This window comes from Sulfuricurvum sp. IAE1, assembly GCF_004347735.1.
Taxonomy (GTDB): Bacteria; Campylobacterota; Campylobacteria; order Campylobacterales; family Sulfurimonadaceae; genus Sulfuricurvum.
Window position 1 is genome coordinate 66,847 of the sequence record NZ_SLTI01000049.1, and the last position, 14,087, is coordinate 80,933.

The 14,087-nt window shown below is 46.5% G+C and carries 25 protein-coding genes; 11 read left to right on the forward strand and 14 right to left on the reverse strand.

The genetic code is table 11. The features are described from left to right. Window positions 1–6 precede the first annotated feature (6 nt). The 11 genes from E0765_RS07390 to E0765_RS07440 all read left to right on the forward strand — a co-directional run bounded on the left by E0765_RS07390 (window position 7) and on the right by E0765_RS07440 (window position 8,232). Complete coding sequence (locus E0765_RS07390) at window positions 7–537, forward strand: hypothetical protein (protein WP_132812590.1); 531 nt, start codon at window positions 7–9, stop codon at window positions 535–537. Continuing rightward, on the forward strand, window positions 534–911 hold the full coding sequence (locus tag E0765_RS07395) for a hypothetical protein (protein ID WP_132812591.1): 378 nt from the start codon (window positions 534–536) through the stop codon (window positions 909–911). The genes E0765_RS07390 and E0765_RS07395 overlap by 4 nt, the downstream gene beginning before the upstream one ends. Continuing rightward, window positions 912–1,475 carry a hypothetical protein gene (locus E0765_RS07400; protein ID WP_132812592.1) on the forward strand — a complete coding sequence of 188 codons (564 nt, stop codon included), beginning with the start codon at window positions 912–914 and terminating at the stop codon, window positions 1,473–1,475. Between the two features lie 24 nt (window positions 1,476–1,499). After that, window positions 1,500–1,718 carry a hypothetical protein gene (locus E0765_RS07405; protein WP_132812593.1) on the forward strand — a complete coding sequence of 73 codons (219 nt, stop codon included), beginning with the start codon at window positions 1,500–1,502 and terminating at the stop codon, window positions 1,716–1,718. Between the two features lie 11 nt (window positions 1,719–1,729). Further along, window positions 1,730–1,963, forward strand: coding sequence for a hypothetical protein (locus E0765_RS07410; protein ID WP_132812594.1), 234 nt, complete (start codon window positions 1,730–1,732; stop codon window positions 1,961–1,963). Beyond that, entirely contained in the window at window positions 1,956–2,471 is a 516-nt protein-coding gene (locus E0765_RS07415) for a hypothetical protein (RefSeq protein WP_132812595.1), read from the forward strand. Before E0765_RS07410 ends, E0765_RS07415 begins: the two co-directional genes overlap by 8 nt. Before the next feature lie 455 nt (window positions 2,472–2,926). Beyond that, window positions 2,927–4,432, forward strand: a complete 1,506-nt coding sequence (locus E0765_RS07420) for a hypothetical protein (protein ID WP_132812596.1) — start codon at window positions 2,927–2,929, stop codon at window positions 4,430–4,432. Further along, the gene (locus tag E0765_RS07425) at window positions 4,432–5,085 is read left to right on the forward strand and encodes an NYN domain-containing protein (RefSeq protein ID WP_132812597.1); all 654 of its coding nucleotides are present in this window, start codon (window positions 4,432–4,434) and stop codon (window positions 5,083–5,085) included. Before E0765_RS07420 ends, E0765_RS07425 begins: the two co-directional genes overlap by 1 nt. A 19-nt stretch (window positions 5,086–5,104) precedes the next feature. Beyond that, window positions 5,105–7,399, forward strand: coding sequence for a DNA topoisomerase (locus E0765_RS07430; RefSeq protein WP_165921715.1), 2,295 nt, complete (start codon window positions 5,105–5,107; stop codon window positions 7,397–7,399). 9 nt (window positions 7,400–7,408) lie between these two features. Continuing rightward, entirely contained in the window at window positions 7,409–7,606 is a 198-nt protein-coding gene (locus tag E0765_RS07435) for a hypothetical protein (protein ID WP_132812599.1), read from the forward strand. Next, the gene (locus E0765_RS07440; RefSeq protein ID WP_132812600.1) at window positions 7,606–8,232 is read left to right on the forward strand and encodes a hypothetical protein; all 627 of its coding nucleotides are present in this window, start codon (window positions 7,606–7,608) and stop codon (window positions 8,230–8,232) included. The genes E0765_RS07435 and E0765_RS07440 overlap by 1 nt, the downstream gene beginning before the upstream one ends. A 134-nt stretch (window positions 8,233–8,366) precedes the next feature. Here the strand turns inward: E0765_RS07440 and E0765_RS07445 are convergent, their stop codons facing one another. The 14 genes from E0765_RS07445 to E0765_RS07505 form a co-directional block, all read right to left on the reverse strand. Beyond that, window positions 8,367–8,759, reverse strand: a complete 393-nt coding sequence (locus E0765_RS07445) for a hypothetical protein (protein WP_132812601.1) — start codon at window positions 8,757–8,759, stop codon at window positions 8,367–8,369. Window positions 8,760–8,774: 15 nt separating this feature from the next. Then, window positions 8,775–9,014 (reverse strand): hypothetical protein, encoded by a 240-nt coding sequence (locus tag E0765_RS07450; RefSeq protein ID WP_132812602.1) that lies wholly within the window; start codon window positions 9,012–9,014, stop codon window positions 8,775–8,777. Then, window positions 9,011–9,310, reverse strand: a complete 300-nt coding sequence (locus E0765_RS07455; RefSeq protein ID WP_132812603.1) for a hypothetical protein — start codon at window positions 9,308–9,310, stop codon at window positions 9,011–9,013. The genes E0765_RS07450 and E0765_RS07455 overlap by 4 nt, the downstream gene beginning before the upstream one ends. Beyond that, window positions 9,307–9,666 (reverse strand): hypothetical protein, encoded by a 360-nt coding sequence (locus E0765_RS07460; RefSeq protein WP_132812604.1) that lies wholly within the window; start codon window positions 9,664–9,666, stop codon window positions 9,307–9,309. The genes E0765_RS07455 and E0765_RS07460 overlap by 4 nt, the downstream gene beginning before the upstream one ends. A gap of 24 nt (window positions 9,667–9,690) precedes the next feature. Beyond that, on the reverse strand, window positions 9,691–9,930 hold the full coding sequence (locus E0765_RS07465) for a hypothetical protein (RefSeq protein WP_132812605.1): 240 nt from the start codon (window positions 9,928–9,930) through the stop codon (window positions 9,691–9,693). Window positions 9,931–9,960: 30 nt separating this feature from the next. After that, on the reverse strand, window positions 9,961–10,233 hold the full coding sequence (locus E0765_RS07470) for a hypothetical protein (protein WP_132812606.1): 273 nt from the start codon (window positions 10,231–10,233) through the stop codon (window positions 9,961–9,963). A 24-nt stretch (window positions 10,234–10,257) separates the two neighbouring features. Continuing rightward, window positions 10,258–10,521, reverse strand: a complete 264-nt coding sequence (locus E0765_RS07475; protein WP_132812607.1) for a hypothetical protein — start codon at window positions 10,519–10,521, stop codon at window positions 10,258–10,260. A 39-nt stretch (window positions 10,522–10,560) separates the two neighbouring features. After that, the gene (locus tag E0765_RS07480; RefSeq protein WP_132812608.1) at window positions 10,561–10,743 is read right to left on the reverse strand and encodes a hypothetical protein; all 183 of its coding nucleotides are present in this window, start codon (window positions 10,741–10,743) and stop codon (window positions 10,561–10,563) included. Window positions 10,744–10,765: 22 nt separating this feature from the next. After that, entirely contained in the window at window positions 10,766–11,185 is a 420-nt protein-coding gene (locus E0765_RS07485; RefSeq protein WP_132812609.1) for a hypothetical protein, read from the reverse strand. A 155-nt stretch (window positions 11,186–11,340) separates the two neighbouring features. After that, the gene (locus E0765_RS07490; protein ID WP_132812610.1) at window positions 11,341–11,688 is read right to left on the reverse strand and encodes a hypothetical protein; all 348 of its coding nucleotides are present in this window, start codon (window positions 11,686–11,688) and stop codon (window positions 11,341–11,343) included. A 15-nt stretch (window positions 11,689–11,703) separates the two neighbouring features. Further along, the gene (locus tag E0765_RS07495) at window positions 11,704–11,907 is read right to left on the reverse strand and encodes a hypothetical protein (RefSeq protein WP_132812611.1); all 204 of its coding nucleotides are present in this window, start codon (window positions 11,905–11,907) and stop codon (window positions 11,704–11,706) included. 428 nt (window positions 11,908–12,335) lie between these two features. Then, window positions 12,336–12,470 (reverse strand): hypothetical protein, encoded by a 135-nt coding sequence (locus tag E0765_RS12725; protein WP_255417881.1) that lies wholly within the window; start codon window positions 12,468–12,470, stop codon window positions 12,336–12,338. 92 nt (window positions 12,471–12,562) lie between these two features. Next, window positions 12,563–12,817, reverse strand: a complete 255-nt coding sequence (locus E0765_RS07500; RefSeq protein ID WP_132812612.1) for a hypothetical protein — start codon at window positions 12,815–12,817, stop codon at window positions 12,563–12,565. 182 nt (window positions 12,818–12,999) lie between these two features. Further along, on the reverse strand, window positions 13,000–14,087 hold a 1,088-nt coding region (locus tag E0765_RS07505), incomplete at its 5' end, for an ISL3 family transposase (protein WP_132812613.1).

Here is a 14,087-nt window from a genome sequence, read left to right on the forward strand (position 1 = left end):
AACACTATGAAAAAAACAACCCTTTCAATTGTTGCGATTGCGACGATCGCTTCATCGCTGTTTGCGACACCATTCCAAACCGAAGGTAAACTTCTCGCAGGCATCCAAGCCGGTGCGTTTGACACCAATACCTATCCTGCGGTGTTTAAAATCTCAGATTCATCATACGCCATTGGCCGTGCAAAACCCAACCTCGTTTCTTCTCGAATGATGGTCCGCATTGAACAAATCTGCGAAAATAACGCCTGCCGAGACGTCATGGGGTTCGCGGTTGATAAAGACGGGATCATCGGGATGAAAGCAGATGTTCAGCCCCAAAACCCAGTCAAAATCAAACAGCTAAAAGCCATTCACGACGATCTGAAAAAAAATGCTTCCGGGGATGAAAAAATCAAAGAACTCTCCAACTTCTATGGCAAATTGCTCGCCGAGGCCACAGCGCCGGTACTGAGCATTCCTGCTTCCGATAAGGTTGGCATTATCGTATTCAACAACGAAAAGATCAATCTTCTCGATACCCAAAAGGATGCCAAATGAATAAAGTCCTCATGTCTGTTTTAGCCGTCGGCGCTATCGGCTTTTCAATGTCGCACGCAAACGAAGAAGATGTAGTGTTTTGTAATCAACTGAACGCACTTGCACCAAAGATGGTCTCGGTCCTTGTTGATTCCTACTCGTTGTTGCATGACGTAAATTCGACTTCATGCGAACAAATCAACCACAATGAATTTGAAGCTATGGCTTCGAAAAACACTCAATTCCTTCAGCGTATGATTTCAGCAAAAAACACACACGACGCGACAACCTATCAATCGATCGTCGATAAAGCCAAGCAGATTAAAGCAAAAACTCCCGAAGCCATCGATGAAGTAATTGCGTCGATGAATCTTTCTTCGTCAGGGCAGCATTAAATGACCCCGATCGCCTTTGCATTTGCGTTCGGGACAACGATTATTGTGGTCTTGCTGTTCGCATTGACTTTCAGCGCCAGCATCAAGCGGAAGAAAATCGAGAATCCATACACACTCCTTTATGAAGCCTGGGCCAACAGCGAGCAGCTCCAGAACAAGTCAATGCTCGATTCCGCATTTGTCTCCCATATCGGGGATTATATGCACAACTTCGGCGATGGCTTGGCAAACTCCTTTACCGTCGATGCTGCAACCGTAAAACGGCTTGGCAAATTGTTTTTAGCCGTTCGATATGTCGCGGATAACGCCGACCGCCTTGGCGCCGATGTCGATTTTCGCATCCTCGATGAGGTTATCGACATCCCAGCATCACTCAAACATGATCTTTTGGATGCTATTCGCCGCGCAGAAGACCCGATGGAGCGGAAGAAAATGCTGTATAACCTTGTCCTCACCGGCTTCAAACAAATCCTTCCGGCGATCACAAACGGAAGATATGAATTCGACGACTCGCATCCACAGACACTGGGTGAGTTTAAGTCGCAGCAATACGTCATCCGATAAATCAAATACGAAAGGGGGCATATCATGGTGAACGAACCGAAATATTTCATTGTATCGTGCCCAGAATGCGGTACGGAGGTGAAGCTGCATATCGTCACAACCTGGCCGGAAATAATTCACTGCCTGAATTGCTTTGTCGAATTTCACCATTCTGACTCAGTTCCAAGAGAGATAGGGAAAAAAGAATTTTTCGCCATTCCCGACTACAACGATATTGAGAGATCTCAAATCTCAGCAGAATGAGGAGTTGACCTATGACTAAAAACACCACGCCGTATATCAAACCGTTGCCGTGCAAAAAATGCAACACGACCCCAGAGGTGTGCAACAACTTTCTGGATTGGTATGTTGCGCAATGCCCAAAATGCCTTATCCGGATTGAAGATCCGCATAAAATGCCGTTTCCGCCCAAACTCTCAGAACTACCAAAGAGCCGGTGGCGGACGGTAAAGAAATGGAACGCCGAAGCAGGGAAGGCCGATGCTTGAACATTTGTCCGATCCAAAGCTCGGCATTATCGTTGCGCTGCTTTTTGCCCGTCTCAAAACATCCACCTACCGTTTCCCTTTTTTGGGCATTGCCATAAATCTCGCAGGGACGGTTCTTCATGAGCTTTGCCACTACGTCGCCGCATTGCTTCTCAACGGTAAGCCGATCGGGTTTTCCTTGATACCGCGTCGCGTCCATGACGGGTGGGTTCTTGGGAGCGTCGAATCTTCCAACGTTCGATGGTACAACGCTTTTCCCATCGCGATGGCGCCGGTGCTTTTGCTTGGTGCCGCCTACTATCTCGATGTCTGGTATGGCGCATACATAGTCCAACCGTCGCTATTGAGCGATCTTGTGTATATTCTTGCCGTGGTCGTTCTCGTTGAAAACGCTATCCCTTCATTGCAGGATTTTCGGGTGGCACTATCCAACATTCCGGGAGCCGCTATCTACACTGTCATTATCATCTTCCTGCTCGTGGACGTTATACATATTGCAGGAGGTTGAAATGTCTGCAACGTTCATCGCTTTACTGGCTATCGGCATTGCTGCGGTGGCAATCATCTTCTTTTCTAAAATCGGTAGATGCAAACGATGGGATCGCAGAATCCCAAGAACGTTCGATTACACCGATCTGACTTGAGACGCCTTTAAAGAGGGCAGGGTTCTGCCTTCGATAAAGCCGTCATACCGACCTTCGACCTTATGTGTTTCGTCTGGCGGCCTCACTCTTTCCAAAAGAAAAGGTGCATTGAATATGCAATGTTAATACATTGTTAAGTCAATAGTTATCATTGAAAACGCATTGCTTATTTGGCGTAATAGTCATTTTACATCACGACAATCGCGAAAAGGCATTGAAAAAACAATAACTATCATTGGAAAAGCATTGTAATTGCAATGTTATTGCATTGTTTCCGCAATGCAGAATCAATAACTTAAAAAGCAGGAATTTACACTTTATGGGCTTTGAATTTCCACTTCTCCTTAATCCTGGCAAATCGATCGTTCTGAACACTGATACGGCGCAGAACGGTCACATTGCAATCACCGGCGGGTCAGGCGCCGGAAAAACCCGATTGGCCAAAGAGCTGATGAAACATCTCTACGAGAAAGGCAAAAACCTTCATGTTGTCGATGTCCAGAATACGCTGGGTATGAACGGATTGGTGCCTGAAGAGGTTTTCGACTTTGAGGTTCGCAACTCCCCGTATTCGATCAATCCATTTGAATTTCTTTTGGACGAAAAAAACGGCGGACCGCTTGCACAGGTGGATGACATCATGGAGATGTTTCGAAAAACGTTCATGAAACGGCTCAAATCGGCCCCTTTGATGACGGCGGTTCTACGTCGCCTCATCATTGACACCTATCGAAAAGCGGGTATCGTCGATTCGGATCCTTCGACATGGGGACTTGACCTCAACAAGAAAGAGATGAATGAAAAACTGCCGATCGTCGCCGACATGAAAGAACTCGTCGATTACATCCTCGATTTCGTCAGCGGCGGATATGGGACTAAATTTGGCTCCATCGTGTCGAAAAACGGCAAGATCCTCAATGAATGGCATAATCAGCTCGCAAAACTCAACGAAGAGTTGAGAAAGCTCGAAGAGGTGGCAGACCGCGACGAAGAAGTTGCAGAGGCAGAGAGGCTGCGGATAAAAGGGGAAATCGTTGATCTGCAGCAGCATATCAAGGGCAACGTCGAATCAATGGTGAGCCATTTCAAGCAGTACCTTGAATACTCTTTTCTTGGAGGGGACGTCCCTGCATACGAGGCACTTCAAAGCGACGAGGCGGGGTATGGGTGGCTCGATTTTAAATTCTACTCCGACAAAGACCGCCTCAAAGTAATTCGCACGATCGAAACATATCTTCAGGCACTTTCAAGCGCCGGTGTTTTCGGGCGTTCGACACCGGCGCCATCGTTTTCAAAGATCAACCGATACAACCTGTCATCGCTCAAGGACGAGCCGCGCCTGTTCTGTGCCGACACGATAGCGTCAAAAATCTTTCGTATGCTCTATGTCCGTGGGGAATACCGCTCTTTACCGGAAGGCACACGGCCGTTCTGGGAGCGTCGCCCAGGCACAACCACCGATACCTATCTGGTCATCGACGAAATTCAAACCCTCCTTCCCGACACGGCTGCGGAGGCCAGAAACAAGAATCTCCTCTACAATCGGATTATCAGTCAGATCCGAAACTTCGGCGGCGGGGTGATGGCGATGACCCAGACGCCTGACAATCTGCCGGAGCTGTTCTTGACCAACATCGGGACGATGATCATTCTCTATACTGCCCCAAACGATTTGCCGCGCGTCAAAGCCGTAACCGGCATCAAAGACAACCGCATCTTTCAGCTCCTCGAAACGCGCAATTCGCAGGGGCACTACTGCGTCGGCCTGATGAAAGATCGAAGCGGGGTGTGGCAGTGCGTCAAAATGCCTTGGGCGGATCTGTGATGTTTTGGCGGAAACTCTTTCGTAAAAAAGCGTTGCCTCTTCCAGAGACTACGCCGCAGAACAAAACGCTTGCCATCATCGATGCGGCCTACCTCACCAGCATCGCCCACAAGGTCGATATCACCAGGCTAAACGGCGTGATCGAACATATCGCCGGTGAAAAACCATACAACACCGTATGGTTCACGTCGTTTGCTCCCAGCGGTAACGATGTCGGATTCGTCGAAGCACTCAAACGCGGAGGGATCGAGGTGGTGCAATACCACCACGGGGCGCGGACGTCAAAATGCACCAAGTGCGGTCATGTTGATGAATTCATCGTTCAAAAAGGGGTCGATGTCGGTATTGCGATTCGGGTCATGAACGAACTTTATTCCGATTCCTTCTCAAGGCTCGTCTTTATCGCAGGAGACGGCGATTTCTCTGAGCTGCTCAGTATCGTCCGCAAAAAAGGGAAGGAGGTCGTTCTGATCGGGACACGTCGGACCACCTCCAAATTTCTGATTGCCGCGGTTGGAGGGTTTGTCGAGTTTTCCGAGCATTTCCTTCGGATCTGCACCTACGGGCGCCTGGATACCAATGACTTTAAACACTGGATTGGAATCCAAAAATCGAATCTCTTGCGCAAAAACGCCGCGGAAACGGCGGCATAACCCTAAAAAAGGAGCATTAATGAATCTCTTGATCGTTTCGTCGGCCGAATTGTCCTCCCGCGCGATTCTCACCCTCGACCAGACCGCATGGAAAGTGGTGGTACCGTCGCTTTATTCGGAAAAATGGCTCGGCTCCGGGCGGGAAACACCGCTTGGTACTATTCGCCAATACCTCCCTCGTTTTGAAGGGATTTTCATCGAGGAGGGGCTGAAGATCGACGCGATAGAATTGCTCCAGCACGCCATAGACACCCTCGACATCAAAGAATACACACTATGCGATTTCGAGAGCATAAGCGACATTCAAACTTCGATCGATAACGGCTATTTCGTCGATCGTCACCATGCCGCGGCCAAGCGAGCGGAATACGAGATAAACAAACTCTTTATCAGCCGACTTTCCAAGGGGATTAAGTCGTCGGTAATCGAGCAGCGCATCGCGACACATAAACGCAATTTCCCGCGGGCCGGATATGAAGAGATTAACAAAATGAGCCGTGCGTGGCACAAGCAGCTCAATAATTTTTTCGTACTGCTGCCGACGATAGCAGGCTTGTACTGGATTGTCAAAGCCGAACGGACGATTTTAGCCCATGATCCGAAGGTCATCCACAGAATCTACGTCCAGTACAAAAAAGACGGGGTGGAGTTTACCGTCCCGTTCAGCACCGTTTACACCGAAGAATTCATCCAAGAGTGTAACGACACGGTGGAGTATCTGCGCAGCCACGAGAACGCACACAGGGTGAGTTTCTACCAAAGCGAGGTACGCGACGTCAAGCCGACCTATCGCCCCGTGGTGCTCTCGTTTCTCCAGTCCAAAATGTTCTACCTCTACCATTTTTCGATCGAGTACACCACAAAACTTGCCAAAAGGCTCTACCATGCGGGGCTTATTACCGATCCATCAACAAGTTCCCACCGCGTTCCGGGGGAAATATCGATCGCTCTTATCCGATACCTGAACGAAAAATACGGCGAGGATTACGTTCTTCAGCATGAGCGTGATTTTCAGGGGGAAGACGAGTCGCAGGCAATCGCCATCCTGCCGCTTCACCTGGAAGAGGCATACGCACCTGAAAACGTCGAATTTACTCCCGAGTTCAACCGCATCAATTTTGATTCGCCGAAGATGAAGCAAGACGCGCTGACGATGTACGCCTTTATCTTTGCGATTACCGAGTGGACGCAGATGAAAGATGCCATTTACGATATATCCGCTCTCCAGATCCGCGTCGGCAGTAAAAAGCTCGAAGCCAAGGCAAATCACCTTGTCGATGTGTATGACCCGGAAAAACGCAAATTCGTCCCACAGAAGTGCTGGAAAAGCGCCAATACTGACCTCTTGAACGCACTGAGCGTCGGTGACGGCGATATGCCGGAGGAGTCGTTTTCGGTTGTGTTGCCAAAGTGCAGTCACAACGAAATTCTATACCCCACGAACGTGAGCTATTCGACATCGGTTCCAAAGCGGCCGCCGCGGTACGGGGTAGGGCGCTTCAACACCCAAATCCTCGGCGGAAAGGGGATCGGCACCGCGGCATCGTTCCACATCATCCAAAACAATCTGATCGCGGCCAATCTCGTAACTCTGGCAAACACGATGATGCACCCGCAGGAGATCGCGATGGAGGTCGTCGCGTGGTGCGAACTCTACGCCCCGTTGTTGCTGGACGAAAAAAATGTCCGTGAATACTGGGACCGCCTCGATCGCATCCGTTTTGAGGGGGAAGACCCGGACCAGCTCATCGGGGAATACCAATACTACATTGATGAGGTTTTAAAAGCCGCTGGGGTGCAGAGCGAACCGACAACACTCACACCGGCACAGATAAACCTCGCCAAATCAATCGCCATCCAAAAAAATATTATGATCGACGACCCGGAGAGCTTTTTTTCAGATCCTGAGCGTGTTAAACATCTGCTCAATACCTTCGTACACGAAGAAACAAAAGAGGAGAATCGCCTGTTCAAATGCCCGATATGTCGCCAGGGATATGTTTTTGCAAAGGAGTTCATCAGCCCGCAAGATCGGTCGAGAAGCCTGTATTATGCGTGCGAGAACGATCAGTGCTTTGTGATGTTCGACAACAATATCGACGAGTTCTTTGTCAAAAAAGGGAAGGCGCTGGATCAGAAAGAGCGGCTTGAAGCATTGACCAATATCGCGTCAAAACAACACCTCAAAAACAAGGGGTATCTCTTCACCGATTTTATCGGCAAAAACAGCAAATCCTACGAGGCCAAGGTGTTTATTGACACCTTTTTCGATGCGAAGCAAAGAAAGCGCTACACTCTGAAACTTCAATTCTAAGGAAACAAAATGATCAAAAAAACCTATCTCGATTATACGATCAGTGAAAGAGAGAACAGCAGTTGGTGGAATGTTTACCATTTGGGAAAATTTAAGGTCTCCGTAGCCAATGAAGAGGAGGCGCGGCGCTACATCTGGTTGGATACGGGCAAAGGAGAACCAATTACCGACGAGATGATGCAGCTTGTTGAGCCGGGAGATGACTGATGCCGATCCGCAATAACGATTGCTACGGTTCAAAAAAAGAAGAGGTGGTCAGTAATTACTACCTCAACCCGGTCGCTCACATCAGAATGCTTCCGGGGATGAAAAAAGAGGGGTGCTGCGGCGAGCTGCACGACCAGTTTTTCGTATTTTTCTACACGGCCATAGCGGACCGCTCCGATACGGGAACTTTCTTTGTCGGTGCCGACTGCGCCGAGCAGATCATTGAAAAGGTCAACGCCATTAAAAAGAGGGCGGGGAAACCTCCGCTCGAACTTCCGCAGACGTTTGACATTGGCCTTGACGGAGGATTTGTCGGCGGACGGTATCTCAAGCCTATCAAAACACTCAATCATGACGTCCTGGTGCTATTGCATCTGCTTGCTTCGGTATGGGATGTCCAGAGATTCTACGGGGCACCGGCGAATATCCTTCGCAGGGTGGTGACAAACCCACTGGACACGCTTGGCCGGGCCGATTTGCTCAAAGTGCGCGAATTGATCGAGAAGGCGAAGCTGTTCGACACCATTTCGCAACGAAAGCTCAACGGAGCAAAAATTGGGCACTTTTCAATCCCATATTTCAATACGATCATCGATTTTATCGAGTCGGAGCAAAAACGGCACTAGAATCGATTTTACGGCTTATGGTATGGTAACGTACTGGCTTTAGTAGGATCGTGGCTTTTAAGAGGGTTTTTGAGCGTTTAACAACTACATCTCAAACTTTCATTGAAAGTTTGAGAGTAATGTGGGGCAGGGCGTCAATTCGCGCAAAACCCAAAATCGTCAAGCAGACCGTTTGCGAGACTGTTTACGCGAACTCCGACTTTATTCAAATTTTCATGCGAAATTTCCACACATTCATCGTGAGGGGTTCCGGAACAGGCAAAGGCCCGAACATTCAAGCTCGTGACGATTTCAGGGAAATCACCGCTTACGTCCATTGTATTGACTTTAAAGCCTGCAAAAATCCATCCGCCGTTTTGATAGACATCGGTGATTGCGTCAATATGCTTTGACAGGCTTTTGTCTCCCGAAAAATTGAATTTTACTTTTGTCGATTTAGTGATAATCGCTATTGTGCTTTCATTGAATCTTTCAAATTCACCCACAAATGCCGCCACTTGATCAACGTTCTTGAAATTTAACTTCATACTTTCCTCCATGTTTTATTTGGCCTCAATTGTCTTTTCGGCCGCTGATTGCAAAACCTCGAAATCGTTGCAATCGTCCGGCACAGTTTTTGCATTCCCGGCTTCCCGATCGTTCTGCCATACAAGGGTGTTGTCGTAGGCAATGCCGCAATCTCCGCAGTGAATCATTACCGGCCACTTTTCCCCAAAATTCAAAACTGATACGGCTCCGCACTCGGGGCACTCGACTTCTGCTGTTTTCTTTGGTTTACTCATTTTTCACCTCCTTTTGCCAAAGTTGCGGCGCTGATTGTATTCGCCGTCGAAACAGCACCATTTTCAGGCTGTTTTTCCTTGAAAATATAGTCAAAGATCATGTATTCGTAATTATATATTTTTTTGTCCGCAAGAATTGCCTTGCACTCTTCATCCATGATTTTGTTTCCGGTGCAATCCATTGTTATCTGACTATATACTTCAGCCTTTGCTTCATGGGTGATGAAAACTATCCAAAGCACGATAGTCGGTACCAACAACAACAACACAAAAGCAAGTCCGCTTTGGCTATTCATGCCTTTTCCACTAAAGAAGCAGGATCATGTTGTTTTAGCGCAGACCGAAGCATCATTGCCGAGCCAAAGACCATCATGATGCTTACAATCGGCCGGATGTCAATTCCGCCGAGCACAAACACGTTTCCACTCCCCCCAAGAACAACACTTGCCATCGACAAAGTTGGATAGGCTGCAAGACCGACCCCCATAAACATCAAGGCCACCCCGATCGATTTATGCTTATCTCCAGCCATTCCAATTATGGCAGCATATCCGATGCCGATGAAAGTCAATATACCGCCGAGTGCAAATAAAGCTGACTGCATCGGCGATTCAGCGGCAACATTGAAAATTCCTACTGCTAGCGGGTCCATACGGTCTCCTTCTTTAGCGATGGTTTATTTATTGTAGTCTGCATTCAGCATGGATTTAACAAACGCCCATGCCCCCGCACCAATTGCACAAACCGAGAATAGCCACGCCTGAAAAATTCCAAGGGTGAGTGGCATATCGAACATGGCAGATTCGGGGAACCATATCACGCCGAGAGCCCACAGCATTGCTGATGCCGCAAGCCATCTCTTATCAATAGCTTTAATCAAAAAGCCAAACGTGATTTTTTTCTCTTTTTGGATCATGTCAATTCCTTTTTTTTGGTTTACACGGCATTAACGACTGTTAATTCTGCTTGCCAGAATAATGACAAACATAACGGCAACGGCATAGACCCATCCAACAAGAAAAGCTGTGAAATTCCATGCAAAACCCATGCTTTCAGAATATGGCTCCAAGCCAAACTTGACAACCATAGGATTGAATACGTCATGAAACTTGCCGAGGAATGCAACGATAGCTGTCAGGATAAAGTACCCAAACCCAACCGTCATCACAACACCGCCGTATGAATTGTCTTTACATTGTTCATCTCGATTCGTTTGCATTGGTAGCTCCTTCATTAACGACAGTTACTTTTGAACCGTTTGACTATCTGGTTCAGCGATTTTCGTAAGGTCGTTGAACAGTTTTCGTTTTTTATAAATTGCTACCATAATTACAGCAACACTTGCGACAATGCAATACAACGTCCACATGTTGAAAGAATAAAATAAATATGCAGAGCAAACAAGAACTATGACCACAAAGGCTGCGATAATGCTGTTTAGCCCTTGAAGATATGACTCACTTTCTCGTAGGGTCTGCTCTAAAATTTGTTTGAGCTTATTGTCCATAATATTTCCTTCTTAAAATTTCAAACTCATTAACGACGGCTAAAGATCGACGTCTTCGTATTCAGGGCACTCGTCCAGAAAAGAATCAATTGGATCTTTCCCGGCTTCCCACTCTTCTTTCCATGCCTCTTCATCGTGAATAGTCATTCCGTGCCCGTTTGCGAACGTTTCGAGTATTCCAAACCATTCTTGCCATGTCATTCCGTTACGATTCTTATCCATCTCTATCTCCTGGTCGGTTTCATTAACGACGGTCTTCTGCCGGGGCAGATTCGTGATTTAACCCGAAATACCATTTTAGAAATAGATATCCAGTCAACATAAGAATGATCTCAATGCTCATAAGAGTCCACCCGCTTGTCAAATGGGCAGTCATCGCATCGACTGCGGTCGTTGCCAGCAACACATCTTGGGTCGTCCATCCTTGTACTGCTGTATAAGCAATATAGCCAGCAGAAGCACTCGCCACCACAAAGCAAGCCCACACGAATAACATTGCTAAGCCTGTATGCTTTTCACTTCCGGCTCCCGCCATCGCAAAACCAACGAAGGCAAAAACTGCATTCATATATGCGATCGCATAGTTTCCAAGAAAAAACATGGGGCCAAACAAGGCGCTCAAGTACACAAACACTTTTCCACCACTAAGCTTTTTTGTGCTCATCTGGCGACTCCTCAAAAATTTTTCATTAACGGTGTGTATTGCGATATACAATCACAACTAAAGCGATAATCACTATTTGAGAAATAATGAACTCAGGGCTTGAAAACATTTTAGTACCCCCTTAAAAATTAATACTGTGTTAGCGTTTATTATCATCATTCTAAGACCGACACAAACTCAACACGCACGAACTGCTTGCTGGTATCTTTTTTAAGTTTGCGAAATTTTTCAATAATTGCTCGGTCTAATCCGGCAGTTGATTTCTCAAACGGCAGCACATAATAGGCAGCCATGAAATCCTTGTTGTCGAGATGGATCTGCGCTTGACACGAGTTCTTACCGGGAGATGTTTTTACATACTCTGGGTCCGTATTGGTTTCGGATTTAAGGATTGACAATAATTCCTTAACAACCTTTGGGTCACTGCATTCCGTTGAACCTTCAATGACTCCAGCATGGAGAGATAGGCACAAACAGACTGCAAACAGAAGAGCTTTAGTCATTTTGAACTCCTAAAATTAACGTGGTGTTTGATCGGCACTTTGGTTTTTATTGTCAATTTCTTCTTGTTGGCGATCTTCACGATTTCGCCAATAAAGAAGGATGGCTAAAATCATAAACAGTGGCATTCCAATCCACATGCCCTTAAAAAAATCACTCTCAGCCAGTTCGCTTGCGTTTAGCATCGACATAAACACACTTAAAACGATAAACATTTTCATCCTATTCCCCTTTCATAGCCGAAAAATTAACACGGTATAGAAACCCTCAAAGACGGCTATCCATTTACGGCTCTCCCGATCAGCATATAGTCGTGTACTTTGACGTCCGATCGTTCAAGCCTCATCTGGATATTGCCTCTATCGACATAGCCATCTTTCAAGGTTTCTCATTGCTTTGCCCATTGGCAGGGAGCAGAAAATTAATGCGGTGTAGCCGCCGGAGCGGAAACGGTGTGTTTTTTTGGAAATGTTAAAAACTCATTCTTCCATGTATCTCGTATTTGAACAAAAGAATATTTGTGAGAACGCATAAAAGCAATAGCATTTTTTTTAAACCAAAATGATCGATAACATAACCCACCAAATCTATTATCATAGAAACATGAGTATCGCTTTAATTGCATCTTTTGTCCTTTCAGATGGTTAAATTAATGCGGTGCTTGATCTGATTCTCTTTTATCCAAGAATCGACCACATCCAACAAATTCAATCGCTTCGGCGGCGATTGGTTTGTTAAGTGGATGTTTGCATTTTGCATCTTCTTTGATTTGTTCTGTGGTCATCTCTTCTTCCTTTTGTTGGACTCTGGGTAATTAGCAACGCATCTCTGCCTCTTTCTTTCTACAACAATTATACTCTCTTCCTCTTCTCTTTGTCAAGTGCTGACACTTGATTTATCAAATTGTTTTAGAAAAGATTTCGGATCGCCGCCGTTGGTCTTCAGCTCTACGGCAAGCCTCAGGATGATTTCGACATAAAAGGGCACCCCGAACCGCTTCATGTCGGTCACGAAGTTCTTTGATTTGCCCATAATAGCTGAAAACTCGACGCCGGTTAGATCGATCTGTTTGAGGAGATCCTGGACGTCGGAGCGGGTAAGAGCGGAGAGGTTTGTTTTTGCTTTAGGCATGGATTCTCTTATAGGTGTATTTGATGATCGGGAATAGAGCGGCAACGGAAAAAAGGTTGCCAAGCGAAAGGAGGAGATAGGTGTTGAGGGCGGTCATGTCTTTCCTATTCGGCTTTGGTGTCACTAAATGTTTTGGGTCTCTTCAATAAGTGGTTGATTTCCACTATTTGACCCTCTGAAACTTAAACGTCAAATCGTAGCTGCCCAGATTCTAACATCTGGGCTAGCTTATCGATTGACACGCCATAATTGATAACTTCATATTCATCTCTTTGCTGATAGAAAGTTTTAGAGGTCATCATTCCTATACTTCTTTCCATGATCATCGAATCACTCATACTGGTATGCCGTTTGTTGAACTTCGGTTTCTTTGTGATCGAATGAAGATTGGACGCAAAGAGAACCTTTGCCCGGATCGATTCAAAGCCGTAACTTCTCCCCATCCGATCGATGTGACGGATCACGCTGTTCATGCTCTCCGTGTAGGCATTAGTTGCCGGATAATGGAAGTAGCTGAATATCTCTTTGTGCCAGTTGGATACGGCACGATGCAGATCATTGAAATATGGCAGCATATCTTCCGTTAAACCGCTTTCCCATGCTTCGTAACGGTTAAACGCTTCATCGTCATCCTTGGCCTCATAGATAGCATAAAATGCCTCTTTGAGTTCATATGCTTTGCCGAGATTAGGATAGTTAACTTTCCAATGCGAAACAAGCAGCTGTTCTCTTGGCTTAAGCTGATGTTCACGCTTCAGCAATAAGAAGCGGTCATTCTTTAGATCACGCCGCTGATTGGCCGGTAATGAAGCACGAATCTCTTTACGGCATCTTTCGACCGCATTGTTTGCCATGCGGACTACATGGAATTTATCAATGATGATCTTCGCATTCGGAAGCACCTCTTTAACTGCATCTCGGTAAGGTTTCCACATATCCATCGTCACCCGTAGGATTACGTGGGGTTCTTTGATCCCTTTTAGGTACTTGATGACGGTTGGTTTATTCCGATCGCGCAGCATCTCAATGATTGTGCGCTCTTCGATGTTGGTAATGACACAGCGAGGTTGTTTCGCTAAATGGATTTCATCGATCCCCATGATCGTCGGTGTAGCAAACGCCATCTTATCTTCAGTCTCTTCTTTGTAATCTACGAATAGTCCGTACACCGTGGCATCGCTCAAACCTACCTCTTTGGCTACATGGGCATAAGGACGTAGTACCGATTGTTTTTTGACATACTCAGCAAGCCGTTCCGTCATCTTGTACT